This is a genomic window from Holdemanella sp. DFI.5.55 (assembly GCF_020593575.1).
In the GTDB taxonomy this organism is placed as follows: Bacteria; Bacillota_I; Bacilli_A; order Erysipelotrichales; family Erysipelotrichaceae; genus Holdemanella; species Holdemanella hominis.
In genome coordinates, this window is the sequence record NZ_JAJDMK010000002.1 from 60,727 (window position 1) to 86,473 (window position 25,747).

Annotated in this window: 32 protein-coding genes; 4 read left to right on the top strand and 28 right to left on the bottom strand. The window is 54.4% G+C overall.

Features of this window, described 5'->3' with window-relative positions; genetic code table 11:
* Nucleotides 1–91: 91 nt before the first annotated feature.
* From LJE08_RS00975 to LJE08_RS01085, 23 genes are all read right to left on the bottom strand, one after another.
* Nucleotides 92–373: a hypothetical protein gene (locus LJE08_RS00975; protein ID WP_227402170.1), complete on the bottom strand. Its 282-nt coding sequence runs from the start codon at nucleotides 371–373 to the stop codon at nucleotides 92–94.
* Nucleotides 366–2,387, bottom strand: a complete 2,022-nt coding sequence (locus LJE08_RS00980) for an InlB B-repeat-containing protein (protein WP_227402171.1) — start codon at nucleotides 2,385–2,387, stop codon at nucleotides 366–368. The genes LJE08_RS00975 and LJE08_RS00980 overlap by 8 nt, the downstream gene beginning before the upstream one ends.
* Before the next feature lie 58 nt (nucleotides 2,388–2,445).
* The gene (locus LJE08_RS00985) at nucleotides 2,446–2,985 is read right to left on the bottom strand and encodes a hypothetical protein (protein WP_227402172.1); all 540 of its coding nucleotides are present in this window, start codon (nucleotides 2,983–2,985) and stop codon (nucleotides 2,446–2,448) included.
* A 65-nt stretch (nucleotides 2,986–3,050) separates the two neighbouring features.
* A complete protein-coding gene (locus LJE08_RS00990; protein ID WP_227402173.1) occupies nucleotides 3,051–3,539 on the bottom strand; it encodes a hypothetical protein in 489 nt (162 codons plus the stop codon).
* 274 nt (nucleotides 3,540–3,813) lie between these two features.
* Nucleotides 3,814–4,455 carry a hypothetical protein gene (locus LJE08_RS00995; protein ID WP_227402174.1) on the bottom strand — a complete coding sequence of 214 codons (642 nt, stop codon included), beginning with the start codon at nucleotides 4,453–4,455 and terminating at the stop codon, nucleotides 3,814–3,816.
* Between the two features lie 132 nt (nucleotides 4,456–4,587).
* Nucleotides 4,588–4,857 (bottom strand): hypothetical protein, encoded by a 270-nt coding sequence (locus tag LJE08_RS01000; protein ID WP_161808251.1) that lies wholly within the window; start codon nucleotides 4,855–4,857, stop codon nucleotides 4,588–4,590.
* Nucleotides 4,858–4,866: 9 nt separating this feature from the next.
* A complete protein-coding gene (locus LJE08_RS01005; protein ID WP_227402175.1) occupies nucleotides 4,867–5,469 on the bottom strand; it encodes a PolC-type DNA polymerase III in 603 nt (200 codons plus the stop codon).
* Between the two features lie 74 nt (nucleotides 5,470–5,543).
* Nucleotides 5,544–6,197: a hypothetical protein gene (locus tag LJE08_RS01010; RefSeq protein WP_227402176.1), complete on the bottom strand. Its 654-nt coding sequence runs from the start codon at nucleotides 6,195–6,197 to the stop codon at nucleotides 5,544–5,546.
* 23 nt (nucleotides 6,198–6,220) lie between these two features.
* A complete protein-coding gene (locus tag LJE08_RS01015) occupies nucleotides 6,221–6,439 on the bottom strand; it encodes a hypothetical protein (RefSeq protein WP_227402177.1) in 219 nt (72 codons plus the stop codon).
* 22 nt (nucleotides 6,440–6,461) lie between these two features.
* A complete protein-coding gene (locus LJE08_RS01020; protein ID WP_227402178.1) occupies nucleotides 6,462–6,881 on the bottom strand; it encodes a hypothetical protein in 420 nt (139 codons plus the stop codon).
* Nucleotides 6,882–7,019: 138 nt separating this feature from the next.
* Nucleotides 7,020–7,580 (bottom strand): hypothetical protein, encoded by a 561-nt coding sequence (locus LJE08_RS01025; protein ID WP_227402179.1) that lies wholly within the window; start codon nucleotides 7,578–7,580, stop codon nucleotides 7,020–7,022.
* Between the two features lie 547 nt (nucleotides 7,581–8,127).
* On the bottom strand, nucleotides 8,128–8,409 hold the full coding sequence (locus LJE08_RS01030) for a hypothetical protein (RefSeq protein ID WP_227402180.1): 282 nt from the start codon (nucleotides 8,407–8,409) through the stop codon (nucleotides 8,128–8,130).
* Between the two features lie 251 nt (nucleotides 8,410–8,660).
* Nucleotides 8,661–8,852 carry a hypothetical protein gene (locus LJE08_RS01035; protein ID WP_227402181.1) on the bottom strand — a complete coding sequence of 64 codons (192 nt, stop codon included), beginning with the start codon at nucleotides 8,850–8,852 and terminating at the stop codon, nucleotides 8,661–8,663.
* A gap of 21 nt (nucleotides 8,853–8,873) precedes the next feature.
* Nucleotides 8,874–10,925 carry a phospholipase D family protein gene (locus LJE08_RS01040; RefSeq protein WP_227402182.1) on the bottom strand — a complete coding sequence of 684 codons (2,052 nt, stop codon included), beginning with the start codon at nucleotides 10,923–10,925 and terminating at the stop codon, nucleotides 8,874–8,876.
* 8 nt (nucleotides 10,926–10,933) lie between these two features.
* A complete protein-coding gene (locus LJE08_RS01045) occupies nucleotides 10,934–12,442 on the bottom strand; it encodes an ATP-dependent RecD-like DNA helicase (RefSeq protein WP_227402183.1) in 1,509 nt (502 codons plus the stop codon).
* A gap of 103 nt (nucleotides 12,443–12,545) precedes the next feature.
* Nucleotides 12,546–13,604, bottom strand: a complete 1,059-nt coding sequence (locus tag LJE08_RS01050; RefSeq protein ID WP_227402184.1) for a hypothetical protein — start codon at nucleotides 13,602–13,604, stop codon at nucleotides 12,546–12,548.
* A 133-nt stretch (nucleotides 13,605–13,737) separates the two neighbouring features.
* A complete protein-coding gene (locus LJE08_RS01055) occupies nucleotides 13,738–14,304 on the bottom strand; it encodes a hypothetical protein (protein WP_227402185.1) in 567 nt (188 codons plus the stop codon).
* 121 nt (nucleotides 14,305–14,425) lie between these two features.
* Complete coding sequence (locus tag LJE08_RS01060; RefSeq protein WP_227402186.1) at nucleotides 14,426–14,707, bottom strand: hypothetical protein; 282 nt, start codon at nucleotides 14,705–14,707, stop codon at nucleotides 14,426–14,428.
* A 293-nt stretch (nucleotides 14,708–15,000) separates the two neighbouring features.
* Nucleotides 15,001–15,468, bottom strand: a complete 468-nt coding sequence (locus LJE08_RS01065; RefSeq protein ID WP_227402187.1) for a hypothetical protein — start codon at nucleotides 15,466–15,468, stop codon at nucleotides 15,001–15,003.
* Between the two features lie 134 nt (nucleotides 15,469–15,602).
* Nucleotides 15,603–15,803 carry a hypothetical protein gene (locus LJE08_RS01070; protein WP_227402188.1) on the bottom strand — a complete coding sequence of 67 codons (201 nt, stop codon included), beginning with the start codon at nucleotides 15,801–15,803 and terminating at the stop codon, nucleotides 15,603–15,605.
* A 130-nt stretch (nucleotides 15,804–15,933) separates the two neighbouring features.
* Nucleotides 15,934–16,188 (bottom strand): hypothetical protein, encoded by a 255-nt coding sequence (locus LJE08_RS01075; RefSeq protein ID WP_227402189.1) that lies wholly within the window; start codon nucleotides 16,186–16,188, stop codon nucleotides 15,934–15,936.
* Between the two features lie 485 nt (nucleotides 16,189–16,673).
* On the bottom strand, nucleotides 16,674–16,922 hold the full coding sequence (locus LJE08_RS01080; protein ID WP_227402190.1) for a hypothetical protein: 249 nt from the start codon (nucleotides 16,920–16,922) through the stop codon (nucleotides 16,674–16,676).
* Nucleotides 16,923–17,030: 108 nt separating this feature from the next.
* Nucleotides 17,031–17,309 carry a hypothetical protein gene (locus tag LJE08_RS01085; RefSeq protein ID WP_227402191.1) on the bottom strand — a complete coding sequence of 93 codons (279 nt, stop codon included), beginning with the start codon at nucleotides 17,307–17,309 and terminating at the stop codon, nucleotides 17,031–17,033.
* A gap of 238 nt (nucleotides 17,310–17,547) precedes the next feature.
* On the opposite strand from LJE08_RS01085, the gene LJE08_RS01090 reads away from it, so the two are divergent.
* The 4 genes from LJE08_RS01090 (at nucleotide 17,548) to LJE08_RS01105 (ending at nucleotide 20,500) form a co-directional block, all read left to right on the top strand.
* Complete coding sequence (locus LJE08_RS01090) at nucleotides 17,548–17,955, top strand: hypothetical protein (RefSeq protein WP_227402192.1); 408 nt, start codon at nucleotides 17,548–17,550, stop codon at nucleotides 17,953–17,955.
* Nucleotides 17,956–18,404: 449 nt separating this feature from the next.
* The gene (locus tag LJE08_RS01095; protein WP_227402193.1) at nucleotides 18,405–18,722 is read left to right on the top strand and encodes a hypothetical protein; all 318 of its coding nucleotides are present in this window, start codon (nucleotides 18,405–18,407) and stop codon (nucleotides 18,720–18,722) included.
* Nucleotides 18,723–18,761: 39 nt separating this feature from the next.
* On the top strand, nucleotides 18,762–19,547 hold the full coding sequence (locus LJE08_RS01100; RefSeq protein ID WP_227402194.1) for a helix-turn-helix domain-containing protein: 786 nt from the start codon (nucleotides 18,762–18,764) through the stop codon (nucleotides 19,545–19,547).
* A 131-nt stretch (nucleotides 19,548–19,678) separates the two neighbouring features.
* Complete coding sequence (locus tag LJE08_RS01105; protein WP_227402195.1) at nucleotides 19,679–20,500, top strand: ATP-binding protein; 822 nt, start codon at nucleotides 19,679–19,681, stop codon at nucleotides 20,498–20,500.
* Nucleotides 20,501–20,856: 356 nt separating this feature from the next.
* On the opposite strand, the gene aroD is transcribed toward LJE08_RS01105, so the two are convergent.
* The 5 genes from aroD to LJE08_RS01130 form a co-directional block, all read right to left on the bottom strand.
* Nucleotides 20,857–21,618, bottom strand: coding sequence for a type I 3-dehydroquinate dehydratase (gene aroD, locus LJE08_RS01110; RefSeq protein WP_186999111.1), 762 nt, complete (start codon nucleotides 21,616–21,618; stop codon nucleotides 20,857–20,859).
* Between the two features lie 3 nt (nucleotides 21,619–21,621).
* A complete protein-coding gene (locus LJE08_RS01115; protein WP_227402196.1) occupies nucleotides 21,622–22,641 on the bottom strand; it encodes a TRAP transporter substrate-binding protein in 1,020 nt (339 codons plus the stop codon).
* A 9-nt stretch (nucleotides 22,642–22,650) separates the two neighbouring features.
* Entirely contained in the window at nucleotides 22,651–23,943 is a 1,293-nt protein-coding gene (locus LJE08_RS01120) for a TRAP transporter large permease (RefSeq protein ID WP_227402197.1), read from the bottom strand.
* Nucleotides 23,943–24,467 carry a TRAP transporter small permease gene (locus LJE08_RS01125; RefSeq protein WP_117924132.1) on the bottom strand — a complete coding sequence of 175 codons (525 nt, stop codon included), beginning with the start codon at nucleotides 24,465–24,467 and terminating at the stop codon, nucleotides 23,943–23,945. Before LJE08_RS01125 ends, LJE08_RS01120 begins: the two co-directional genes overlap by 1 nt.
* 68 nt (nucleotides 24,468–24,535) lie before the next feature.
* Nucleotides 24,536–25,741, bottom strand: coding sequence for an MFS transporter (locus LJE08_RS01130; protein ID WP_186999108.1), 1,206 nt, complete (start codon nucleotides 25,739–25,741; stop codon nucleotides 24,536–24,538).
* Between the last annotated feature and the right edge of the window lie 6 nt (nucleotides 25,742–25,747).

A 25,747-nucleotide genomic window follows, 5' to 3' on the forward strand; every position in this document is an offset into this window, starting at 1 on the left:
TCGTCATCCATGTTCTAGATGACCTATGTCGGATGGTATCGCCTAGAATCGGCTTACAGCGCGTCAGGCAGGAAACGGGCAGGTCAAGGTATCATACAGCCGAATTTTCGCCATCATCGTCCTTGTCGAGCCGATGCGCGAGGGTCAGGCACGCGACCGAGGCCGCTCCCAAGGCGGTGATGACCGGCGTGAACCCGATGCCACCGGTCTTGTCGTAACTGCCAGCCTCCTGCTTCCCATCATCGGACTCTATGGCTCGGATGGTCACCTGAGTGGTGTTTGCAAAGGCGGGGGAGCCTAACATAGCAACGGGTGTCGCAAGGGCCAATGCAAGCGAAACCGTGATTGCACGGGGCGAGATATGGCTACTCATTGGATGCCTCCTTCGGGTTCTCACGGGTCGGGAGAATCTTATTGCTCGTCAACGTCCCCGTATACCTGCCGGAAGCATCGGAGACCTTGCAAAACAACTGCTTTCCATCGTCTTCACCGGTGGTGACATACGTGCTACCTGTCGCCCCGACAATCTCCATGGGCGACTTGGAATCGACGTATGCGTCCAGATAATGTTCCATCGGGTCGTTGTTCGATATGCGCAAGCGATAGCGTCCCGCCCGTGGCAAGAATCCTGTCTCGGAGGACCCGTTAGACACCATGGTCTTGCTGTACACGGTTTGACCACTTTCCGCATCCAACACCGTGACCGTCACGTCGTTCCTGACGTAGTTGGAGTCCATGATTGAGAAGGTGAGTGCCGCGTTGTCACCGCAAGTGAACTCCCGCTCCACTTCACCGAACATCGGAATGTACTCAGACACCAAAGACTCACGATTCTCACCGACGCGATACCACTGGTATCCCGGCACGACGTCCTCCTGCGCACCAGATACTTTCGCCGTCATCATGGAGCCTACTGATGTGCCTCCCTCAATGGACACCTTCCCTTGAATTTCCTTCAAGTTGAACTTGAAGCCCAACCTGACCATACCGACTGCGCCAGTGGTGGCGGAATCCATGAGGTTCCCGTTCGATTGACGGTTCAGCTTCGATACACTGAGCGCCAAGGCACCTGTGGTCCCGCTGTTCAAGTCGATTCCGCGAGCCGGCGCGACATCCTTCCCACCGGCTCGACTCAGTGCACGTGCCCCACCGATGTCGAGCGTGAAATCGACTGCGTTTCCCATGGCGTCAGCCGTATAGGCATCGACCACCACAGCGTCACCGGAGTTCTTGATGGATAGACCGGAGGGAACGACGACGGTGCCATCCCCCAACAAAGTGCAGGCAATCGTGGTCGGAACCCTCACCTGTATCGTACCGGGAGCGGGTGGTTTCTCGTCGGTCACATCGCTTTCCCAATGTGCATATAGGTCCAAATCTATCGCACGGCCAGTCACCGACTGCCCAGCCTCGTAACGTGTCCCACCATCCGGCTCCGTATACCATCCCCCAAACGTGTACCCCGAGCGCGTTGGTTCCGTATAGGTGATATTCTCTGTTTGATAGAACCACTTCGTTCCTGATGGAGACGGCATGTTGGACACGCCCTCCCCATTCGCATGATATGTCACTTTGAACTGCCCGACAGCAGGCAGCTTCACGACCTCCGTCGCGGTACGACCACTCAAGGACTTCACCTGATAATGGGCGTACCTATCATACGTCGCAATAGGATAGCCTAAAGCATTCCAAGTGAGACCATACGGATATAAGACCTTGGAATGCTCCTTATCCACTCGATACATATCGGAAGAACTCGAGTCCACCCATGTTGCACTGTACACAATCGGGTCATAAATGGTAATCATACCCGGTGTCTTGTTGTCAGCGTTATCAGTATCATAACTGCCATCACTGAACTTTAACGCCATCCATGTTCCAAATCTATATGATGACGACGTAAACCCTGTGGTCACACTATATACGTGATTCGTTTTATCCAGCACACAGCTCGACTGGCGCTTGACTGGGTTACCGGTGTATCGAGCCACGACCTCCTTCACATCACCCGATGAGACCTCAGGGCCAATGCTCTGCGCACCGACATAAGCCTCAGGGAGCATCACCAATATGGGCTTCGTCGTGCCGACATGCGGAGCCATCCATGCGCAAAAATACTGCCCGCCATCACTATTATTCTCATAAGTCGCCGATAAAATAATCGAGTCCAGCCCATAATTTGCCTTGATGTGCGCCGACGCTGGAAATGAATACATACTAATATTCTCAGAAACCAACGACGTATTCGGCATCGGTTCAGCAACAACCGTCTCATCACCGGGAACTGGTTCGGCTCGCACCGCCTCAGCTCGCGCGGGCATCAAGGAAAACACCAACATCAGATATGCCGCGCACATGCAAGAGGCGATACCTTTTCCTTTTCTCATCCTCCCCTCCCTTCATGAAAAAACACCAAACTCTGGCTGCAACAACATCGAGATGAGACTATTTCGCGTTACCGGCAGCGAACGTCCAAGTGATGGTCGCCACGGTCTTGTCTTTGGCGATGTCCTCCTTGACGTTCTTCGCGTCTCCCTGCGCCTTGAGGGCGAGGGTCGCACCTGCGGCACCGGTCGGGGCGAGGTCGTAGGAACCGGTCTTGGCCTTCGGGGCGGCGGCGTCGATGAGGGCGGAGTCCACGCCGAACTGGAAGTCCACCGCGTTGTCCTCGCTGGCCTTGGAGGCGTCGGCCACGATGTTGAACGGGGACTGCTTCGCCACGGAGACGCCGGAGACGTGGATGCCGAAATTGGAGCCGTTGACGATTTGCAGCGCACCCGAGGAGGCGGAGGTCAGGTGACCGTCAGCGCCCATGGTGAACGGGATGACCGTCGGCACCGTCACCGTCAGGTTGGAATCATCTGCCTTGACCGTCACGGTCGTGGTCTTGTTCGTGGCCGCGAAGGCGGCAGCCGGGGTGCCGATGGCTGTTGCGAGCATCGCCGCAGCCATGATTCCAGCAAGGCCCTTCTTGAACTTAGGCATGTCATGCCCCTTTCTCCCCTAAACGGGGTCCTATCCGCTCGCGATTCCCTATCGCGATGTTACGGCTATTCGGATGCGGCGATGGTGACCTCGAAGCCGGAGGGGTTGCCGGACGGCTCGCCGTCCTCCATGGCCTGAACGGTCACGGTCGCGGCACCGGGCTTCGCGCCGGTCACGTCAATCTCGTCCAGCTTCTCACCGGGCTTGAGTCCCTTGTAGGAGCCGATGACCTTGCCGTCCTGCTCCACCTCGATGAGCTGGTCGAAGCGGTTCTCCTCGACGTTGGCGACGCGCACTGCCAGCTTGGAGCCATCGGCGGAGAGGGTCGGGGTCATGTCCAGCGAGATGGTCATCATGGACTCACGCGCCTGACGGTCGAGTTCGGCCTGAATCTCCTCCTTGGTCATGTCATCGTAACCGCCCAAGGTGGCACCGCCGGTCTTGCCGCCCTTGAGGGCGAGGTACGCGCCACCCGCGCAAAGCGCGAGCAGCAGCACGCCCACGGCGATGAGTGCGCGGCGCTTCCTCACCACGGTGTCCGTCTGACCTGTCATCTGCATCATCCTTCCATGTAATCAGGAGTATATCTTATATGGACGGGCCACGGTGCCGTTGAAGCCCCATGACCCGCCGTCATCCTATGAGCGCATCATCGCGCTGCATTGCCTGTCTTTTCCATCTCCCTTCGTATCGGTGCGTTTCGGTGCGAATCCGCAGCTTGTACATTCACCTCTGCGCTCGCCTCTGACGTGCGCCGCGTTTCGTATCCATCTCGCAGCATCGCCGGTCTTACCCGTGGTGCCGTATCCGCGTATATGGGTCGCGCGGTCAGTCCTCTTTGGCGACCTCCTCCCACTCGAAGCGGCCCTTGCCGCTGTTGCGCCATTGGAACAGGCCGCGCAGGGCACCGTAGTCCAGCCACTCGCGCACGGTCTCCGCGTCCTTGGGGTTCATCACGAGGATGCTGAACTCAAGCACGGTACCGGCTGGGACGGTCTCGGATGCGGCCAGCGCCACGCGCTCGCCGGAGGCGGAGCTGGCGCGAAGCGGGCGCTCGCAGCGACCGCACTCGGCACCCTCGGGGAGCTGGAACGGGATTCTGCGCTGCTCCACGAACACGGTGCCGTCGATAACCTTCTTGAAGGCCGTCAGCTTGCTCGAACGGGTACCGGGCACGCGGCGCAGGGCCGAGCAGGCGTCCTTGAAGAAGCCCTTGATTTGGTAGTCCCAGCAGAAGGGCACGCCATCCTCCGTGCGGGGGAAGCAGGTGGTCGCGTCCTCCACGGCATCCATGCCCTCGATGACCCCGACCTCCTCAGCGCCGTTCTCCGGCTCGGGGGCCTTCGAGGCAATCCAGTTGCCGTAAATCTCGGGGTCGCCGGGGGTCATGCCCAGAGCCTCCTCAAGCAGGGTCAGGCGCACGGCGATTCGCTCACCGATGCCCTCAAGGCGGTTCCCGTCCTTCTTCATGATACGTACCATCCTTCCATGGTCCTCGGCACCGTCCCTTCGGTGCCGTCTGCTGCCTACAATCATAGCAAACTATAAAACAATAATGATGGAAACATTGAGACGCATAATTCCATCATGACTTGGGAGACCCTACCCCCTCCCCTTATGGCCGAACTTCTCACGCAGGAGCCTCATGCGACCGGTCAGGGCGTTGGCGAAGACCTCCTCGGCAAGGAAGTCGCGGAAGCCACCACCGACACCCGTCACCCGCCTCACGCGGTAGGGCTTGACGGACAGAAAGCCCTCGCCGACGGCCACGGCCATATCCAAGGTCGGGTACGCGCCGATGGCGGACCAGCGCCATTGCTCCCCGTCCGGCACCCAGACCTCCAAGCTGTAAACGGTGTCCATGCCATCCACGGCGACCGCCTACTCCCCAATCTCCTCGGCGATTTCACCGGCGATATGCAGAAGCTCGCTTCGGCAGTAATCCATCTTCCGGGCGTAGGACTGCATGATGACCGAAAGCTCGGCGTTCAAGAGCGCAAGCTCGTCATAGCAATCCGCCAATGCTCGGTGCGCGTCCGTGCGCTCGATTCCGAGGATGTCGCGCAGGCTGTCCATGGAGCGGCTGGGCAGGTCGGGCCACAGCTCCCTCGCCACCTCCAACGTGTCGATGACATAGGGGTAGATGAAGACGCGACCGGATTTGGCGGCTGCGGCCTGCACGAACGGGATGTCGAAGGAGGCGATGTTGTGCCCCGCGAGGGTCGCGTCTTCCCCGATGAAGTCGAGGAACGCGTCAAGCGCATCGCCGATGGCGGGAGCGCCCTTGAGCATATCGTCGGTGATGCCGTTGACGCGCCCCGCAGCCTCGGGCATAGACCCCTCAATCGCCACGAGCGTCGAGAACAAGCCCTGCGGCAGGCCGTCCTTCACGCCGATGGCGGCAATCTCGCAAATCTGGTCGCTTTCGGGGTGAAGCCCCGTGGTCTCGATGTCGAACACGACGTAATCGTACTTGGATTCCATGACCTCTCCCTCTCGGGTCGAAAAAGGGGCCGCGCCACCTGCGGCACGGCCCCGCAACCATATGAACCGGCCCGCTACTCGCGGACGACCTTCTCCAACATGACGATACCCGGCGCATCCTCGTCATCGCTGACGGGCACGGCGTTGAGATGCACCGAACCCTCCTTCACCGCAGCCGAGAAACCGGCGATGGCAAGTTCTTCGATGTCGCCGCGCAAGACATGGGCGGCATCCACCCAGTCCTCACCGCGCACCCACACCGGGAACGGCGTCGGCGTAACCATGAACATGCGCACCTCGCCCTCACCGGGCAGCTCGTCGGAGTCGGTCGTGCCACCGTCCTTTCGGCACAGGGGGCAACCCTCGCAATCATCGTCACGGAACAGCTCGCAGAACAGTTCCTTGATGATGTCGGGAGCACCATCGTCACCGTCATCCTCGCAACGCGTCTCCTCCTCGGCCAAGGCCGCAGCAGCCGCACGGGCGTTCGCAGCCTCCTCGGCGAGCGTGGGGCGACGGATGGCATCAGGTTCGCGCAAAGCGTCGTTCTTGACGGTCTCCATCAGCGCGACGGCATCGGCAATCTCCACGGGGGAGGAACAGGCGGTGAGGTTCAGCAGGTCATGCCCGCACCCGCACGTCCATTCATCCTCCTTCCGCACGACCACGGTCCTTCCGCAATCGGGGCACCAGCCCACCAGATACATCTCGTCCTTCTTGTCAGCCATATCTCAATCCTTTCCCTTGATGGCTAGATAACCTCGTCCCTCAGTATACCTTTCGGGTTCGGGTAGCAATCGCGCATCGTCCAGCGCTGGGACACGAACTCGACGCAATCCCGCATCTCAGGTAGGAGCTGCGCCACCGCCTCCTCCTTGCTGTGGGCGCGGCAAACTGCGGTGTCCATGCCCAGCTTGTGCTTCCGCGTGGGCACCTTGCGGCGCAGCTTGATGAAGAAGTAGTAATCCATGATGTCGTTTCCTTCCCTTCTCCTAGTAGTTCAGATGACGGACGCAGGTGTTCTCATACGCCCGAGCCATCAGCCAATCCGGCACATCCTCCCCGAAAGGCTCGTAGTAACGCGCGACCTGACCCGGACGCGCCACAAGGACGGTGACGAGCTTGCGCGAATGCGCGTTGAACACGAGGACGATTCCCGTGCTCGTGAGCACATGGACCTCGCAACCGGCGCGGTGCCCGGTGTCCACGAGGCACTGGCGGACGATGTGGCCGAAACCCACCGTCTTGGCGATGCGCATAATGCGCTCATGGCGGTCGCGGTGGAAGTGCCCGCTCTCGCGGAGACGGCCGAGCTCACGGCGGAACGCGTCGAGGTTCCCGCCGACCTTGCGCTCGATGACGTGGAAGTAGCTGCCCATGGCGTGTCCTTTCCGTTGTGCCGCTATCATCATAGCAAACTACCAACCCACAAATATGGTAAAGTAGGAACCTACATATATCGCACACAACCCTTTTCATGGACACGCGGGAACGATTCGCCCATGCCAAGGAAAAGGGGACACCTCGTGGGTGCCCCCTTCATCGACCAGCTAGGCGATTCCGTATGACTTGCAGAGGTACTGGGCGTATGCCTCGCAGAGAAAAGCCACATGTTCGCTAACACCGTCGTAGTAAGCCTGCTCGCACTCCTCCAACTTCCCCAACTGATACTCGTCAACATACCCATCTTCATCGCCATCGAGAAGCGATTCCCAATCACAGTGGTGGAAGTTCCCCGCCCAACGAAGGACGGCCTCATTCTTATCCATCCCGGGGAAGACATCGCCGCCGAAAGCCACCAACCTGCAAAGCATTATGAACTGCTGGTTCAAATCGAGCTGCGCCACGTCATCATCGCTGTACGGTGCGCGGTACTCGTGGTAGCCGTTGAAGACGTACTGCTCTATGCCGCCGTTGCAAATCTGGTAGTCCATATTGATGACGGAGCTGAGGGCGCTGACTTCGTGGAATTGGGTCGGCATGAGCGCGGCCTTGTCACAGGTGAGCAACTTGTCAATCCAGTCGGTGCCCTCGTCGGCCTCCGTGAAGCGGCTGTGCGCCAGCTTGACATCCTTGTCCAGACCCTCAAGCTCGATGCCCTTGTACTTCATGGTGGGGTTCCTTCCCTCGTGGTTGCCTGTGGCTTAATTATATCAACCTATCATGCTATCAATGTGGTAAACTACATTCCTACATACCTTCTTCACAAGGTCGCCCCTGCGTGGAACTGGGTCATAGGGGCTTGCCCCTATCCTTGCCCTCCCCCATCCGCCACCCATGCGGACCACCCGCCATCTCTGCACCGCCGCCATCTCTGGAACCGTCAACCCTTTCTCCTCCCTCCTTGCCTTCCCTCCCTCTCCGTCCATGAGAAAAGGGGCCGCGCCGAGGCGCAACCCCTTCCGTGCGGGCATCTCCCCGCTTCTCCAGTCCGCTCTTTGCTCTGCTATTCCCTTTCGCATCCCATCTGAACTTGGCAACTCAGCTCCTTATCGAGTCACGTCAAGTCGGTTGAAGTCTTCGCTCTTCCATCGCCGAGCATGTCAGCTCTTTTCGTCTCCTTGCCATCTCTCCGCTCTTCGACGCTATCCGAAGCCTTTCCACCGCATCGCTGGTCTTACCTGAGGTGCCATATCGGTGGGAACGGGAGATTGGCGGCTAATCGGCTGCGTAGCGCTCCGGCTCGGCCTCCATGAGGGAGACGGTGAGTTCGATTTTCTCACAGTCAAGAAGGTTGGCGATACGCCCCTTGATGTCATGAGCCACCTGACGGTACAGCTCGCTGAACAGGGGGATAGATTCATCCATCAGCCCGTTGTCCTCCATCTCATCGAGCCTGTCGAGGACCATCTGCCCGCAGAGCGAAAACCCCTCCATCACCGCCGCATCTTCCCCCAACAGCTTCTTCGGGTCGTACACCTCTGGGTTGTAATAACTCATGTCGATTTCCTTCCATCATCATGCAATCCAAGGGGTGCAGCACCCCATAGTTGGGATATGGAGTGCTGCCGGGAAACTGGGTTCGTTCGCAGGCGTTACCAGCACCTGCGAATAACTGAAAACGAGGTCGAGACTCGTATCAGCTCCCATACATCCCCGTACCGGCTAACCCCCGTGTGCGAACGGTGAGAGGGGCAATGCCTATGAACACGTTTCTTGAAGTCCTGAATGCCCTCGCCGGTACGGGTACATCATACATCATCGCCGTCTAAGCCAAGAATCTCCCCATCCTCATCCATCGAGCGGTGAGGTTGACCGTCCACGACACCGCCGACCGTCACCCCCTTGTCGAAGAACTCGCCCGTCTCCAACTCGCGCTCCCAGCGCTCGACCATCTCGTCCGTTATTGTTCGACCACCAGCAGCTACCCATGACTTGCCCATCTAAAACCTACCGCCTGTCGTCTAATCCGCCTTGCCTCCGCGCATCGTGCGGACAGCCCTGCGCACCATCGCGCCGAGGCTCTTGTCGAGTCTCACGCCAAGGAACGACTCAAGAGAGGCGGTATCCTTGAACACGATGACGCTGTTCACCATCGCCGCATTGAGATATGCCGGAAGTTCGTCATAGATGGCCTTCACCTCGAACTTGAGCGTCCTATCGGCATCAGAGCCATCCGGTTTGTATTCCACCCCTTGATTGTTTGGACGCACCTTGAACTGCGAGGGGTCTACGCGCCATGCCTCAAGCAGCTTCTCCCTCGCCACACGGGCGGTCGCGGTCTCACCGATGAAATCGCGGAACGTCAAGGGCGTGTTCCACGTATCGGACTCGCCAGCCTCCTCGAACATCTCCCGCAACGTGACACTCGACAGGTTCAGGAGGTCTGGAAGATAGTCTCGCGACCCGACACGTATCATGTCCTCCATCTCCTCGACCAGCGGTTCCATGCGGGCAAGGTATTCGAGGAAGAAGGCGGTTGTGAGCCTCCCAATCGAATCGCTCAGAGTCTTCTTGCCGACCGTGCCGACCTCGCGGTCGATGCGGACCTCTGTCCGTATGGGAACAGAGCGCTTCGCCAGCTCGGGCTTCAACCCGCCCATCTTGTTCACCGTCAACGTGTAGATAGGGCTGAGGACATCTTCGCGGTTCAGCCAAGCCCCGTCCCTCTTTATGATTGCATCGGCATTCGTCTGGAATCGCTTCCACGGCATATCGTCAATCAGCAATCCCATTTCCGGGCAGAGGCGGTTGATTGCCTTGATTCCGGTCGGTGTCCACTCCTCGTGTGACACCTTGCCCGTCTGCGAAGAACCGTACATCGCTTGCAGGCACAGTTCCATGAAGGTGGTCTTGCCCGCATTGGAGTCACCGTAAAGAATGCAGTATAGGGGGAACAGCGTGAAGGAGTAGCCATGGCGCATCGCGACCTTTCGCACCCTCGTCATGAACGGCGCGGTGAACATGAAGGCGAGCACCTTGAAGAACTGTTGCTTCGTAACCTCGACATCACCTATGAAAGAATCGTACCCGCGCATGATGTCGGAGATGCGGTGCGCATCATCTACCCACGCACCCTCCGGCTGAACTTCATACACCTCCCCGTTCAGCGTCGCCGTGCCGCTCTCGGTGTCGTAATGGAACTTAGGATAGGCGATTGCACGCACCTCACGCTCTGCTTTGGCCTCCCTTGCCGCGCTGATGACGCGACGCACCTCATCAGGGATGATGACGCGGCCACCGGCGACCGGCTTGTAGTCCACCTTATGCTCCCGCATCGCGGCATATTGCTCGCGCTCCTCTTCCGTCATGTCCTTCGGGTCGAAGGTGTAGAAGGTCTCGACCTCATCGTCATCCTCCGGCATGTCGCAGAGGTAAACGACCCCCTTCGCCCTCATGACCGGAACCGACTCCAACTCACCTTCGGAGTCTCCGGCTACACTTGCGAAATCGACCATGACGGCGGGTTCCAGCGGCGTCGTGGACGACATGCCCTTCAACGACTCGAAGCGGGCGAGGCGGTTATCGAACATCACGGCATCGCCGTCGAAGCAGGTTATCTCCTCGTACTGACCGCCCGTGAAGGCTCGTTTGGAGAGGTTCGCTGAACCCGTGATGATGCGGCAGCGCCCATCGTCGGCAGACAGTATGTACAGCTTCTCATGCGACATCTTGCGCATGTTGAAGTAGATGCGCACGGAGCCGTCCTTGACGCGTTCCACGAGTTGCTTCCGCTTGGAAAGGCGCTTCATCTCCAACTTTTGGTGCATGGCGACATCCACGATGTCGGGTCGCACGGTGTTCATGGAGCCGATGATTATCTCGACATCCTCGAACATGTCGGCAACCGTCTCCACGAAGCCTAGCCCATATGAGAACGTGATGACCCTCAGATGGTCGAAGCCACCGAACAGGGCCTTGTAATCCATCCTCCGCTGGTCGATGAATTTCGAGTAGATGACCTCGATACCTCCCTTGGTCTCGTCGGCGAACAGGCTCTCCTGACGCAATTCCATTTCCCCTCCTATGCCTGAACCGTCTCCATCAATGCGTCGATGTAGCCGCGCACGCGCTCCGCCAGATGCACGGGGCACTTGATGTAGACCTTATCCTCGTCTCCCGGTTTCATCGGCTCGGTGCTCTCCGTGGATGCGGCCAGCGCCGCCGTAGGCGCATCCACATCGAACAGAGCGCCTTGAGACGGCTCGTGTACCTCCTCGACCTTGGCGGCGAGGGAGTCGTAGAACTCGATGACCGACTCGTTGGCGTAGAGGCGCTGCCGCTCTATCTTCGGCCACACGGTGAGTCCATCAAAGGTGGTGCAGCGGGACAGGGCGACGTAGAGCATGCCCGCGCCGAACACCTTGGAGTGGACGGCGCAGCGCTCGAAGGTCTGACCCTGCGACTTGTGGATGGTGATGGCGAACGCGAGGCGAAGAGGGATTTGCGTGAATGACCCCACCGTGTCGGTTACTAGCTCCTGCGCGGGGTTGCCGTCATCGCCGATGAAGTCGCGCACGGAGGATTTCAGCACTTTCCACTCCTTCTCGGTCACCTCGACGGGGTACTCGCAGTCATCGAACTCGACTATCACGCTATCCACCCCGACTTCCGAGATGGTCCCCAGCGAGCCATTCGCAAGACCGTGGTCTGGCATGTTCGCCAGCAGCATCACGCGTGCGCCCTCCACGAGACGGAGCTTATCGTCAGTTGGCTTGTCCGAGGGCTTCACATCTCCGTAGGAGTACGCCGTATACGTCCGCGCCCTCGCGCCCATGCGCTCCAATTCCCCCACGCGCTCGTCATTGATGGTGGATGCCATGCGATTCGTCGCGCACAGCCACAGGTCATCCTCCGGTGCTCGCTTGCGGTCGGAGATGGAACGCTCGTTGAAGTAGCCTATGCAGTCCCTATCGCCGATGCGGGCGCGGTTGAGCTGGCCGATGAACTCAGGGTCGCTCTGGCGCACAACCTCGGTGAGGACGTGCGGTTCAAAATCCATGCCCTTCCACAGCTGCGACTTGAAGGCGTAGCCGTCATCGTTCCCCGGCCACAGCTGCATCAGCACCTTGCGGTCATCATCGGTCACGACCGGCGGGAGCTGGAAGAAGTCGCCCACGAGCACGACCTGCTTCCTACCCGAGACGCGCTTGGCTGCGAGCACCATGTTCATGACGCGCTCGAACAGGTCGATGCGGCACATGGATACCTCGTCGATGATGATGACCTCGGCCTTGTTGAGCACCTTGCGCGTGAGCGTCTTCTTGTTCTCGTCGTGCGGGTCGAGCACGCCGAAACCCACCTGCAAGGTGCGGTGGATGGTCGTGCCGTTATGCAAGTTCTGCGCGGCTATCCCCGTCGGGGCCATGGCGAGGTAGGGAACCTCGCGCTCCTCAAGCTCCTCGATGAATGCGTTGAGCACGTAGCTCTTGCCCGTGCCCGCGTTTCCCGATAGGAACACGTTGCGGCCAGACAGCAGGGCGTCCATGGCCTCCGCCTGACCGGGCGTGAACGTGCGCTCCTCCTCTTCCATGCGACCCCTTCCAAGTCGAGATGATGCTATATGGATATGATTATATCAGACTATAAAGCAACAATGATGCAAATCCACAATACCATGAGATGCGCACAGAGCGTCATCGGTCGGACTTTCCATCTCGGGCCTGCTCTTCGGAACGACCCGCGCCGTTCAGCTGCTCGGCTGCCCTGCCGCACTCCCTCTGGGTCGATTTGAGGGTGTATCGCCCGTCACGGTCGCCGACCTCATGGACGGTTCCCTCAAGCTCGCCACGAGAGCCATTCACGATTGTCGGCGCGACCCACTTGATTTCGAGGCCGGTGGGGTTCTCCCTCGGGCCGGTCCAGTACCCGTGCCAATGGCCGCGCCTGACATGGGGTGCCACATGCCGTCCGGTCTTGCCGCCATCCTGACCCTTCGCCTCATGCTCGTAGACGCGGCGCACCTCCCCGAGCTGCGGCGCGACGCGGAATCCCACGTCATGGACGGTGCAATCGGTCTGGCGGCTCTTGCGGGTCTGGTTCTTCTGGGGGACGTAGACCGTGCGCACATCGGCCTCCTTGGAGGAGATGTACATGAGGGTGCCGAGAATTTTTTCCATATCAGACACCCCTGCCGCTTCCATCTGCAATCTGGATGCCATTTCGAGACTATCATCTTTGGCTACGATGCCGGTCTCCACCGCCATCTTAATCTTCGCCTCTTCGGCTATCGCCAAGGTCCCAATGGCCGCGTCATCTTTGCAATCACCGATGCTTTTATAATCTTCAAGTGTGATTGGTATCGGAGCGATGGTGTTATCCATTCCCATCATAAAATCGACCTGTCCATTGAGGGCGGCTATGTGAAATCCCTCGGCGTCACGAAAGCAGAAATAGCCCTCGCGCTCGACCGTGCCGCTCAGCTCGTGACCTCTGAAAACAAAGGGAATCTCTATCGTCTCGCGATGTTGGATGAACACGCAATCGTAAGGCAGCCTGTCCAACAGCGACATCGGAAACTCCTCCGCCTCGTCAATCGACATCTCGTCCCAAAGCGCGTCATTCATCCGGTAGACCTGCTTATTCTCCTCCCAATAACCAAGGACGTCCTTCTCCATCTTCTTCAAGTTGCCGTAATGCGCCCTCGCCCTGTCGGCCCACACCTGAGCCGGTACCTTGCTCGCCGGTATCTTCATGTCGGTCTCCTCTCGAACCGTGAATCCTATTTGCCCCCATTATCCATCGCGTGAGCCGTCGAGACATGACGCAGCCGTGAATCGACGGGGAGGGCGATGCCTCTGGGGAGTCCGAGGGGATGAAGTTCCCTCGTCATCCCTGACATGGGCATCTCCAATCATCCCAAGGCTCGTCAAGGTCATCTGATGATGCGAAGGTCTCGGGGATGCGGTCATGGCACGCGGCATGGGCGAGTCCGTATATCCGCCCCAGCGCATCGCCGTCCCATGTGCGCGTGATGCGCTCGGCAACCGCCTCCTTGCAAAGCCCTGTGATTGCCGCCATATCGGCGAGGGTGCATCCGGTGGCGAGGAAGGCCACGGTCATCGCGACCGATTCCGCCCGCCTCACGTAAAGCGCACCTAGGTCGTCCGCCCCGTCTCCCAAGGGGATGCCGTGCAGACGCATCACATCCGAGAACACGGACGCGGCATGTCCGCGCTGCTCTTCATCGTCAAGAAGGCTCCCGCCGTATTGCTTGAGGAACAACCGCAGTCCGCGGGGCGTGAGGGGCTTTCTGTACCAAGGCTCCTCGCAGCCGCCCATGAGCAGCGAGGCCTCGTCCCAGAAGGGGCTTTCCACCCCGGCTTGCAGGGCGAGTCGTTCGACCATGAGGTAACAGGCGGCTGTCCCCAAATCGCCTTCGCGCATATCCGGCATATCCCCTCCCCGACCTCTTATCTAGGTGCTATCACATCAAACCACAATACCATCAGGATAGATTAGTATCTATCTATATGAGCCACATGCCAAAGGGCACCCTCTCGGGTGCCCCACGTTGTCACCATCCCCGGTTCTCCCGTTCGGCCCTGCGGCGCTCGCGCTCGACGCGACGGCGGGCGAACTCCGCTTGGATGCGGCGGTCTCGAAGCATACCGGCGATGTAGAGCGAGACGGTCGCGATGACGACCGCGATGACACCGATGATGAACTCGATGAGCGCGGCCCTCTCGTCCCCATAGCACCTCATCACCACATCGGCGTCCGCGAACATGAACATCCCGATTGGGATGAAGAGGTACCCCGCCACCGTGAACTTCTCGCTCTTATCCATGTCCCCCATGGTCATCTCCCTCCATCGCGCCTTGCGTTGCCACTATTATAGCAAACCATAAAGCTATAAATGTAGTAAGACAGGCATCCACATATCCATCATAAAGAAGGGCACCCACTCGGATGCCCTCTCTTGGGTATATGCCCTGCCATCTCCTCCCGCCTGCGGGCCTCGATGTCCTCCTCGTTCTCCTTCGCCAAGATTCTCGCCGTCCTCGCATCGAGCATAGGTGTTCCCCTCTCTTCCAGTCCCACACGGGGAAGGGGCACCGCCGAGGTGCCCCCTGATGTTTCCATATCCGGCTACTCGTTGAAACGGCAACGGGAATCTAACCAATCCGCCACCTCATGGAAGGCGTCTGCATCCACGTCCCACGGCATGACCACCCAAATCTCGGTGAAGGGGTCGTTAGCCTTCCACTGGTCCACATCCTCCGCGAACACCACATGGAGGTCTGGCCGCTCGGCTCCCAACTCCTCCGCACGTCCGCGAGCCAGCTCGACAAGCTCCGGGTAGCCCATGCCGAGGTCCGCTGCGTAGCTCCCGTCATACATGGCGGAGAGCTGGACGCAGTACCGCCCATCCCACTCGACAAGGTAGCACTCCACCCCGTAGCCGTCCGACCACAAATCGTCCAGCACGCGCCTGAGTTGCACGGGAAGCTCCTCCGGCCCGATTTCGCGCCCATCGGGGGCGGTGAGGTCCGCAGTCGCGTTCGACCAGTAGCGGTGCCCCTCCGGGTACTCACCCTTCTTCAACGTGTACAGCATGTCATTTCCTCTCTTCTCGATTGCCTGTGCCCTAATTATATCAATATGGTATCCTACTAATGTAGCAAACCATAATACTACATATTCTCTCCATGAAAAGGGGCACCCTCTCGGATGCCCCTCGAAATCCCCTACTACTGCAACGCGATGCCGCATCCGGTCAACGGCTCGCCCTCGCGATACTGACGGTCAAGCTCCTCAAGCTCAAGCCTCCGCCACTTGCGGGCGTTCTCCGCATCCCCGAGGCATCCCGCATCCTCGTGCTCGCAGATTTCCTCAAGGTAGTAATCCTTCACCTGACGGCACTTCCGCTTGTACTCTTCCTCGCGCTCCATTTCCCTTCTCCCTTCTCTCGGTTGCCTGTGGCTTAATTATATCAATATAGCATTCTACCAATATAGTAAACAATAATACTACATAATCCTTCCATGAAAAAGGGCACCCTCTCGGATGCCCCTCACGTGATTACCAGAAGGCGTAGAACGCGGGAGTTTGCCGAATACCGCCGCTGTAGCTGACATGCATCCTGACCTCGAACCCGCGCTGGCGCAGGATTTCGAGGGCCTTCTCCTTCGCCCCATCCATGCAGTCGCAATAGAAGAGACACGATTCTCTCTCCCCCAGCTCCGCGTCTTGGCGAATCCTGCGCTCGCAGCGCTCAAGCGCTTCCATCACCTTTCCGTCACCGCTCATATCGCGAGCCATATCCGCAGTAAACATATCCGGTTCCTTTCTCTCTTGGTCTTACCGTGCCTTAATTATAGCAACCTATCATACTATCATTGTAGTAAACTACATTCCTACATACCCTCTCCACAATGTCGCCCCCGCAGGGAACATGGGTCATAGGGGCTTGCCCCTATCCTCGCCCCCTCCCTCTCGTCACCCATGCGGACCAGCCGCCATGTCTGTAGCTTCGCCCTCTCTGGAACCGTCACCCTTACTTCCTCCCTCCTTGCCTTCCATCCACACATGAGAAAAGGGGCCGCGCCGAGCGCGACCCCTTCCGTGCGGGCATCTTCATGTATGTCGAAATCCATCCAAGCTTCTCGTTGCACGTCAGCGCTACGCCCTATCACGTCTGGTCTTCTCGAAGCGTGGCCGCGCCCTTCCGTCTCAGGTCCAATCTTGGCCGCGATACTCTTTTCCACCGCATCGCCGGTCTTACCCGAGGTGCCGTATCGGTGGGACCCGACTGCGCACGCCTAGTAGGGCATCGCCAAGAGGGGCAGCACCGCGATGTAGCCGATGACCGACAGCGCGATTCGGATGCCGAGGCCGATGAGCGCGAACTTCGTGCAATCGGAGCGGTACGGCGCGTCCATGTTGCACAGGGACGCCAAGATTGCGCATCCCGCACCGCCGAGCAGGCCCGCGAAGAGGTAGCCCGCCTTCTGACCGCCCGTGAGGAACGTCTTGCGCGTCACGAGCACTTGGTCGTTCTGATTCTCCATGATTTGACTCCAATCGGACAAGGGGACCGGGGGTGCGCGTCAGCGCCCCGCCGGTCCCCATATGCAACCACCGTCAAGAAAGGAGACGGCCCGTCCATCGTAACACACTCAGCCCCGATATAACGCCTTGTTCTCCTCGTACCATCGACTGGCATCCTCGACGGTGCCCCCGCCCAAATGACCCACGACTTCGGCACCCTCGTATAAGCGGTCGGAGAAGAACGGGCGGCACTCGTCGCAGAAGGAGCGAAGGCCGCGCTCAATCCACGACGGATTGCAGGCGTTCACCCACAGCCCCTCCTCGCCCTCGATTGACACGAGGTAGTCGCGCCCGCCCCCCTCGTACTCGATGATGTCCCCGGCACTGTACATGTCCCTCAAACCCATGGATTGAACTCCTCTCCCGACGGGCACCGGCCTGTAAACGGCAGATACCGTATATAAAACGACATTGCTAGTATACCACTATACTACAATGATAACAAGGCAACCACCTCTGTCGGTTTTCCACGCTTTCAATGGCCGAAGGGTTCCCAACCCGACCCGCAGGCTGTTGGAAGGGTGGGAAACCGACTCTGGCATATAATAGAGGCTCATGTCGGCGAATAGACGGAAAGGACCTAACATGGCAACGGTATCTGAAATCGACGGGAAGCTCGATGAGCTGAAACGGCAGGCCGCCGCACTCAAGGAGCAGCGGAAGGTAGCCGCCGCCAAGGAGCGCGAGCAGGCGAGGAAGTGGAAAGCCGCGACCCTCGCGGCAATCGGCGAAACCGTGCTCAAGACCCTCGGCGCGGATTGGACCGACATCGACCTCGAAGGGCTGCAAGGCTGGCTCGCCGACAACGCCGAGGACATCCGGCTCATGGCGGTCACCGACCCGCGCACGCCTGTGGAGGCGAAGGAGGCGCTTGACGCGTTCAAGCGCTCCTCGAAGCCGAAGCGCACAGGGAAACCCGATGCGGTCGAGGATGTGACCGAAATGCCGGAAACCATCGACATGGCCGAGGATGAGAAGCAGGCGGACTGGTAGGCCGCAAAAGGGAAAAACCCGCAGCGGATGGCAGATGCCTCCCCCTGCGGGTCTCCCGTCTCTGCTGCAACTCATCAAGCAGAAAGGACTGACTCGATGATACGACACCTCGGCGCTTTCAGCACCCACATTTCACATTCCCGACCGATTTGGCACTCGGCTACCCCTCGCGCGTGTCCCTATAAATAATTAAATGGGTGTGTGAAGGATACGTGGAGAGCGATATGGCATATTGCAAGTATTGTAGGAGACTATCTTACTACAAACATGGTGAATATATGGAGCCGCCATGCAGCGTGCGCCCAATCGCCGAATGGTGTATCTTTGGTATCGAGGTTTATAGCGGAACCGGACAACTTAGCTTTCTCAGCCCTCGTGGCGGGAAATATATAGAAATACCCCGTGGTGCCCGCTATCACCACGGGGTATTGTCGTTTGGAGGCACTTACATGGAAGTCAGTTTCGATGCTGACGTGGCGGCGGAGCACGGCGTCCGCGCCGCAGTCGTGCTCAATCATATCGCGCACCTGATGCGGTTCCCCGACGGGTCGCAGGCCGGTCATTTCAATACATGCGGTCGCGCTTACGTGCATGTGTCGCCCGAGTACCTTTGGAAGATGTTCCCCTTCATGAGCCTCCGTCAGGCGACAGAGGCCTTGAGGGAGCTTCGCGAAGGCGGTCTCATCGCCGAGCGCGAATATGGCGGTCTCGACCCCGATTACCGCAACTGGTACACGTTGGCAGAGACGGGAAACGCCGTCGCATGACGGCTCCCATCAAGGCACCCGCAAGGAAGGAAAACATCTATGGCGGTTCTTCGTAAAGCACACAAGAGCAATTTCACGGTCATCGACAACCAAGTGTTCAAGAGCAACCTGTCACTCAAAGCGCGGGGACTCCTGAGCACCATGCTCTCGCTTCCTGATAACTGGAATTTCAGCACGACAGGCTTAACCTCCATCCTTCCATCTGATGGGGAGAGCATCATCCGCTCCGCCATCAAGGAATTGGAGACAAATGGCTATCTCACGCGAGAGCGCATACGTGATGACAAGGGCAAAATCGTCGATTGGCTTTGGACTTTCTCGGATTACCCACAGGATGGAAACCCACATGTGGAAAATCAACATGTGGGTAAACCACAACTGGATAGCCCACATGTGGGAAACCAACCACAATTAAATACTAAAGAAGAAAATAAGAATGGAGAAAGTAAAAAGGGAGCAAGTACCGATGGATATGCGACCGCCCCGGCGAAGGCTGCTCCCGAGAAGAAGGGCACCTATGGGCGGTATCGCAACGTCAAACTGACGGACACCGATCTCTCGAAGCTCAAGGCCGAGTTCCCCGCAGATTGGCAGGAGCGCATCGACCGTTTGAGCACGTACATGGACAGCAGCGGCAAGAGCTACAAGAACCACCTCGCCACCATCCGCAACTGGGCCAGAAGAGACGCCAAGCGCGAAGCGACCTCGCATAAACCCCTCGCATCGAATCCCGGTCGGCGCGAGATGACACCGGAGGAGGTCATGGAGAAACACGGGTGCGATTACTTCACCGCTCAGGAAATGCTCTGTGACGGGACGTACTGACATACGCCTCCGCGCGAACAGAATCGCGTACACAGCGTTTTAACGCCATCTTCCTCACCCGAGGACTGATGTGCAATCTGATGGCCGTAAAACGGCTCTCAGCAATTCAGAAAAGAAAGGACTGACCAACAATGAAGAAATTTACCGAAACCATCGCCGATGATGATTACCGTAATTCAGATGGCCTGCTCGTGTGCGGAAGATGCGGAACGCCGAAGGAAATGCGCCTTTCCACGGAACTTCTCGGCGGACACACGGCAATCGTGCCGATTCCCTGCGAGTGCATGAAGCGTGCGGAGGCGGAGCGCCGTGAGCGCGAGCTTGTCGCAGAGCGGAAGCGCAAAATCGAGAGAGCTCGCACTGAGTGCTTCGCCGGATGCGCCTTCTTTCGTGGATGCACCTTCGATGCCGATGACGGCAGGACGCCCCAGATAGCTGCCATCTGCAAGGGCTATGCCGACACGTTCTCACGCGATGACATGAATGGGTTGCTCCTCTGGGGAAAGGTGGGCACAGGTAAGTCTTTCTATGCCTCGGCAATCGCCAACCGGGTCATCGACCTCGGGTTCTCCGCGTTGCAGACCAGCGTGCAGGACATCGTGACCCACATCGAGTCGGTGCCGTTCAACGAGCGCGAGAACGCGAAGTCGCGCCTCCTCAAGTATGACCTCCTCGTCATCGACGACTTGGGGGCGCACCGCAGCACCGATTACGTCATGGGGCATGTCTACGACATCATCGACTCACGTTACAAGAACCGCAGGCCGATGGTCGTCACGACGAACCTCGACCCAAACATCGCTACGAAGTCCGATGCCGACGACGCCCCATGGCCGCGCATCTTCACGCGCATCTTGGAGCGCTGCGCACCAATCAAGTTCGCGGGCGAGAACCGCCGCGAATACAAGATGATGGAGATGCGTGAGGCCATGCGCAAGCGCCTCGGCCTGTGATATACTCGTAACCGCCTTGCGTGGATGGCCGGGTCGCACCCAGAACCGCAGTTCCCCGTCATCCCTTCCACTCCTCCCAGATTCCTTCCTCTGGGGCGAAGAGACCCCCGGTGCCTTCTCCACACCGGGGGTCTCTTTCTGTTTCCGCCATATTGATAGTCTGATTTCATGCTTCAATGCCATGAATGTGGTCTTATAGGGGTCTCTCGCATCCCAAGGCCTTCCCTCAAAAGTAGTAATCCGGTAGTAAAACCGACCCCTCGACCCGCCGCGATGCCCGTGAACTGGGCGTTCCCGGCGATTATGCGTTGATTTTTCACATAACCCTACACTATTTTAGAGCGCCCCTTTAAAAATTATAGACTTTTATGTAAAGTTTCAAGAACTGTCTTAAGATCATTTACACCCATTTGACCTGGAGCACTCGCCTTTTTAGCTGCACCAAAAGTTAAACAAGAACCAAACACTTCACCAGCTAAACGAGAAATTACACCAGTTGCTGCCATAGACATTGTGATGATTGGACGATCGGCATGTTCTTCTACCATTTCATTTGTAGCCGATAATAATGTCAATACATCCTTTTTAGATTGAGGCATAACTGCAATCTTAGGAATGTCTGCACCCTTTTCTTGCATAGCACACAAACGAGAAATGATTTCTTCTTTAGATGGTGTTTTAAAGAAGTCATGGTTCGACATGATTACTTTTACTCCATTTTCATGCGCTGTCGTTACAATCGTTTCAACTTCTGAATCCCCAGTATATAATTCAACATCCACTGCATCTACATATCCACTTTTGGCAACTGCACAATTTAATTCTACGTAGTATTCAGTAGATACTTCTAATTCTCCACCTTCTTTTTTAGAACGGAAAGTAGCTAATACTGGAGTTTCTTTAAATGCTTCACGCAATTCTTTTGCCATTTCAACTACTTCATTTGTGTCTTCAACACCATCAAACCAATCCATACGCCATTCAATAATATCAGCTGGTGTATCAAGAATAATTTTAGCTTGTTCTAAAACATCTTCTTTACTCTTTCCACAAATAGGAACACAAATCTTTGGTACACCTGCACCAAATTCAACATTTTTCATTGTTACCGTATTCATTTTTTATTCTCCTTTATTCATATTTTTTGTATATGCATCAAACAACGCATCACCGACTTGTTGTCTGATATCTTCATAAATTGAACTTGAACGGTTTCTCATTTCATTTAAAACTTCTTGTGATAAATCGATTTCTTGTGTACCACTCTCTTTAATGATATTTAAACGATTCGATACACGTTTATCACATTGTTCACGCGAATAATCACGTGCATTTTGGGCTGCTTGATCTACAATCTTTTTGTCCTTATCTGACAAATGATTATAAAAATCTTCATTAACGATCATAGAAAGTAAATGTGGTAAATGATTGGTCTTCACAACATAATCCTGTTGCTCATAGATTTTTCCAGATACAATGACTTCATATGGATTTTCTTGCGCATCAATCGTTCCTTGCTGCAAACCAATGTACACTTCACTAAAGGCCATTGGCGTAGGATTCGCTCCAATTTCCTGCCAGAAGGCTAAGTGATACTTGTTTTCCATTGTACGAATCTTTTGCCCTTTAAAATTTTCTGTAGATTCAATCTTTTTATTTGTCGTCATGACACGGAAGTTTTGATCACTCATCGCAAGCAATCTTACACTATGTTCAGAATATACTTTATTGATTAATTTCATAAACTCTTCATCATCTAAAGTACTTCTTAAATCTTCAATATTCGTATAAGCCATAGGTAAATCGAAAATCGCTAATTTTGCGATAAAGTTAGCTTGAGGAGCCGTATTTTGTACTACAAATGGGATATCTCCATTTATACAGCTTTCTACAAGCTCTCTATCCCCACCAACAGTGCCGTTGTGATAAGCTTTGATTTGAATTTGTCCATTCGATAATCGCTCTACTTCTTCAACAAACTTATTTGTGAAAATACCCGTTACTGTATCGGCTGGTGAATCATTGGCAATGATCCAAGGAAAAGATTGACTTGCCTTTGCAGGATCATCTTCTTTAGCAACACAAGCCGTTAATGAAAAGGCAGTTATCATAGAAATTAAAATTGATACTATTTTTTTCATACGTACCTCCTATGCGACTAATGCCAGTGAAATTTGTGGAATAAATGTAATCAATAACAAAGCGATAAAGAAGAAACCAATCAATGGCAATGCTTTTTTCGCAATATTCATTACTGGAATATCCACTAGAGAACTAGCTACAAATAAATTGATTCCAATTGGTGGTGTCACAAAGCCAATGGCTAAGTTCACAACCATAACGATTCCAAAGTGTACCGAATCTACACCAACACTTTGAGCAATTGGAAGTAGGATTGGTGTCAAAATCAAGATAGCGGGGCTTGTATCCATTACCATACCTACAATCAACAACAAGATATTGATTACAATCAATACAGCTACTTTTCCATGAATTGTATTCAAAATAAAGTTTGCCGCTGTATCCGGAATTTGAAGTAGTGTAATAATTCTTGAAAATGCAACGGCCGAGGCAAGAATAAATAAGATTGGTGCAAATGTTTTGATAGATTCTACAAATACATCATATAAATCTTTTACATGCAAAGATTTATAGATAAATAACGAAAGAAATAAAGCATAGAAAACTGAGATAACGGCCGCTTCTGTCGGACTTGCCACACCCGAATAGATACATCCTAAAATGATGACAGGTGTAAGTAGTGCCCAAAAGCTATCAAAGAACACTTTCTTAAATCCTTTATCATGAAGAGCATTTACTTCTGCATCGATTTTATCTTTATCTTCTCCATGCTTTTTACAATAGTAGAAGGCATAAATCATTAATAATGCAGCAATCAATAAGCCTGGAACAATACCGGCCATAAACATTCTTCCTACACTCGTACCACTTGCCATACCATATAAGATAAATGGAATGCTTGGTGGAATGATGACGCCAAGGCCTCCTGCAACCGCAACAATGGCTGTGACAAACGTCTTATCATAACCAAGTTTTACAAGCAAAGGAATCGTCATACTACCTACAGCTGCAACTGTTGCAGGAGCACTTCCTGAAATAGCACCATAGAATAGACATGTGATAATCGCAGCACATGGCATTCCGGAAGTTCTTTTTCCAATAAAGAAAGAAAACACATCAAATAATTTTTTACTTACGCCACCTTTTGCCATCAAGATACCAGAAAGCACAAACATAGGAACGGCTAATAGCGGAAAGGAATCAATTCCTCCAAACATAGCACGAATAATGTATTCTGGTGAAATAGTAAAGTTAGGATCTAATATAGATGGGGCCAAAGAAACAATACTAAGAGTAGATGATATAGGAACGGACAATAATAAAAGCACAACAAATAATATAAATACGGCAACAGCTAACATTATCTTCCCTCCCTTGGATCTTGATCAATAATTTTCTCATTATTCAACATACGTTTCACATTCTCTACTTCACATATAATTTGTTGAAAAGAACGTATTGTGGCCAAAACAAATCCAACAAATGGCGCACATTGAACGTATGGCATTGGAAGTTGTAAAGCAGGGCTTGTCTGTTTTGAGGCAATTGATAACATCAAAAATTTGTATCCATGAATACTCAAATAAAAGAAGAGTACAAATAACAATATATTTAACAATAATTGTGCAAATACATAAGCTTTTTTAGGAAACATATTGATAACTTGATCAACCTTAATGGAAATCCATCGTTTAATGCAGTAGCTAATACTGATAAAACAAGACCAGATAAACATGTATCTTGTGAGTTCTTCAGACCAGCTTAAAGAAAAATTCAGTACATAGCGACAGAACACCTGAATTCCCATAATGCATGCCATTGCCACAAGCAATACAATAAGTAGAATTTCCTCTAACTTGTCGTCGAGCAGTTTTATAACTTTCAATCTATCACATCCTTTTTTTCATTATTTTAGCAAAAACACGGTACTTTTGTACCGCATTTTATTCATAATTAATCTTGCGCAACTAAATTTTTGTATCGTAAATTTACGTATAATCCAAGTAATACACCAACTGCGGTTAATACAATATTCATTGTCATAACGCCACTTGGTGTCATGTTACCTGCAGCTGTTAAGATTGTATAGTTACATAGACTTGAAGCAATCATAACCAATGCAGTTACTGTACCTTTAATTTTAGGGAAGATCATATTACATACGGATGTAGCAATTTGTAGTAATCCACCGGCACCAGCCCATCCAATTACGAATGCACCGATTGTACACATTGTCTGACTTGGAGCAACCAATACAATGATCAACATAGCTAAACAAATAGCTGGATACGCCAAGATGAAACGAACATCTTTAATTTTACGAGTTAAGAATGAAGTCACGACTAAAGCAATCATAGTTCCCATTGAATAGTATGTCTGCATAGCGCTAGGATCAGCCCATCCTGCAACATCTTTCGCAAAGTTTTGTGCACAGTTTAACCATAATTGGAATGTTCCTGTACAAGTAAATCCGATTAAAATCATTGCGATAGATTCAATTGAGAAGTGTGTTTCTTTCATGCTGGCAATTAAGCCTTGTTTCTTTTCTCCATTTGCTGAATCTGTATCTGGCATCGGGCAGAATAGAATCAACGCTGCAAGTACTAGATAAGCAATTCCACAAACCCAGAATAAGCGATTATAAGAAGTAGCTCCAGTCGCTGTTGTGCTTACAGCCATACCTAAGAAGAATGGCAAGAACATTTGGCTAACTGAAATGAAGAATTTGATTCCCATTGTTGCAACACCAGGTGCATCGCTAATTGCCTCTGCAACGGCAGGATAGATTCCTGTATCCAAGAATGAGTTTGCGATACCACCAACGATGGCACATACATAGGCAATTGTATATCCTCCGTTTGCTCCTGCATTAAATGCGAAGACTAAACCAATCATATATACAGCATAACTTAATCCACCAATAAACATAGAAATTTTACGTCCCAATTTATCCGATAATGGACCCGCAAAAGGAAGAGCGACTAAACGTCCAAGTCCTAATGCAGCCGAAATTTTTGTGATTGACATTGGGTCACATCCCCAGCTTGTCGCAAGTGATTCTTTAATCACAGCTTGTCCAAGTACTGAACATCCAACACCATGAATAAAGTAGTTCAAGTACATAATAAGGACGGAAGGTAAATATTTTTTATCTTTCATATTCTC

What these genes read in the sequence shown, in the direction of transcription:
- LJE08_RS01040 (WP_227402182.1), bottom strand. Translation starts at nt 10,925, where the DNA reads ATGGAATTGCGTCAGGAGAGCCTGTTCGCCGACGAGACCAAGGGAGGT.
- LJE08_RS01015 (WP_227402177.1), bottom strand. Translation starts at nt 6,439, where the DNA reads ATGGATTACTACTTCTTCATCAAGCTGCGCCGCAAGGTGCCCACGCGG.
- LJE08_RS01025 (WP_227402179.1), bottom strand. Translation starts at nt 7,580, where the DNA reads ATGAAGTACAAGGGCATCGAGCTTGAGGGTCTGGACAAGGATGTCAAG.
- LJE08_RS01090 (WP_227402192.1), top strand. Translation starts at nt 17,548, where the DNA reads ATGGCAACGGTATCTGAAATCGACGGGAAGCTCGATGAGCTGAAACGG.
- LJE08_RS01055 (WP_227402185.1), bottom strand. Translation starts at nt 14,304, where the DNA reads ATGCCGGATATGCGCGAAGGCGATTTGGGGACAGCCGCCTGTTACCTC.
- LJE08_RS01045 (WP_227402183.1), bottom strand. Translation starts at nt 12,442, where the DNA reads ATGGAAGAGGAGGAGCGCACGTTCACGCCCGGTCAGGCGGAGGCCATG.
- LJE08_RS01080 (WP_227402190.1), bottom strand. Translation starts at nt 16,922, where the DNA reads ATGGAGAATCAGAACGACCAAGTGCTCGTGACGCGCAAGACGTTCCTC.
- LJE08_RS01050 (WP_227402184.1), bottom strand. Translation starts at nt 13,604, where the DNA reads ATGAAGATACCGGCGAGCAAGGTACCGGCTCAGGTGTGGGCCGACAGG.
- aroD (WP_186999111.1), bottom strand. Translation starts at nt 21,618, where the DNA reads ATGAATACGGTAACAATGAAAAATGTTGAATTTGGTGCAGGTGTACCA.
- LJE08_RS01020 (WP_227402178.1), bottom strand. Translation starts at nt 6,881, where the DNA reads ATGATGATAGCGGCACAACGGAAAGGACACGCCATGGGCAGCTACTTC.
- LJE08_RS01035 (WP_227402181.1), bottom strand. Translation starts at nt 8,852, where the DNA reads ATGGGCAAGTCATGGGTAGCTGCTGGTGGTCGAACAATAACGGACGAG.
- LJE08_RS00980 (WP_227402171.1), bottom strand. Translation starts at nt 2,387, where the DNA reads ATGAGAAAAGGAAAAGGTATCGCCTCTTGCATGTGCGCGGCATATCTG.
- LJE08_RS01070 (WP_227402188.1), bottom strand. Translation starts at nt 15,803, where the DNA reads ATGGAGCGCGAGGAAGAGTACAAGCGGAAGTGCCGTCAGGTGAAGGAT.
- LJE08_RS01095 (WP_227402193.1), top strand. Translation starts at nt 18,405, where the DNA reads ATGGAAGTCAGTTTCGATGCTGACGTGGCGGCGGAGCACGGCGTCCGC.
- LJE08_RS01085 (WP_227402191.1), bottom strand. Translation starts at nt 17,309, where the DNA reads ATGGGTTTGAGGGACATGTACAGTGCCGGGGACATCATCGAGTACGAG.
- LJE08_RS01105 (WP_227402195.1), top strand. Translation starts at nt 19,679, where the DNA reads ATGAAGAAATTTACCGAAACCATCGCCGATGATGATTACCGTAATTCA.
- LJE08_RS01005 (WP_227402175.1), bottom strand. Translation starts at nt 5,469, where the DNA reads ATGGAATCCAAGTACGATTACGTCGTGTTCGACATCGAGACCACGGGG.
- LJE08_RS01065 (WP_227402187.1), bottom strand. Translation starts at nt 15,468, where the DNA reads ATGCTGTACACGTTGAAGAAGGGTGAGTACCCGGAGGGGCACCGCTAC.
- LJE08_RS01010 (WP_227402176.1), bottom strand. Translation starts at nt 6,197, where the DNA reads ATGGCTGACAAGAAGGACGAGATGTATCTGGTGGGCTGGTGCCCCGAT.
- LJE08_RS00975 (WP_227402170.1), bottom strand. Translation starts at nt 373, where the DNA reads ATGAGTAGCCATATCTCGCCCCGTGCAATCACGGTTTCGCTTGCATTG.
- LJE08_RS01060 (WP_227402186.1), bottom strand. Translation starts at nt 14,707, where the DNA reads ATGGGGGACATGGATAAGAGCGAGAAGTTCACGGTGGCGGGGTACCTC.
- LJE08_RS01030 (WP_227402180.1), bottom strand. Translation starts at nt 8,409, where the DNA reads ATGAGTTATTACAACCCAGAGGTGTACGACCCGAAGAAGCTGTTGGGG.
- LJE08_RS00995 (WP_227402174.1), bottom strand. Translation starts at nt 4,455, where the DNA reads ATGAAGAAGGACGGGAACCGCCTTGAGGGCATCGGTGAGCGAATCGCC.
- LJE08_RS01120 (WP_227402197.1), bottom strand. Translation starts at nt 23,943, where the DNA reads ATGTTAGCTGTTGCCGTATTTATATTATTTGTTGTGCTTTTATTATTG.
- LJE08_RS01075 (WP_227402189.1), bottom strand. Translation starts at nt 16,188, where the DNA reads ATGTTTACTGCGGATATGGCTCGCGATATGAGCGGTGACGGAAAGGTG.
- LJE08_RS01130 (WP_186999108.1), bottom strand. Translation starts at nt 25,741, where the DNA reads ATGAAAGATAAAAAATATTTACCTTCCGTCCTTATTATGTACTTGAAC.
- LJE08_RS00985 (WP_227402172.1), bottom strand. Translation starts at nt 2,985, where the DNA reads ATGCCTAAGTTCAAGAAGGGCCTTGCTGGAATCATGGCTGCGGCGATG.
- LJE08_RS01100 (WP_227402194.1), top strand. Translation starts at nt 18,762, where the DNA reads ATGGCGGTTCTTCGTAAAGCACACAAGAGCAATTTCACGGTCATCGAC.
- LJE08_RS00990 (WP_227402173.1), bottom strand. Translation starts at nt 3,539, where the DNA reads ATGACAGGTCAGACGGACACCGTGGTGAGGAAGCGCCGCGCACTCATC.
- LJE08_RS01115 (WP_227402196.1), bottom strand. Translation starts at nt 22,641, where the DNA reads ATGAAAAAAATAGTATCAATTTTAATTTCTATGATAACTGCCTTTTCA.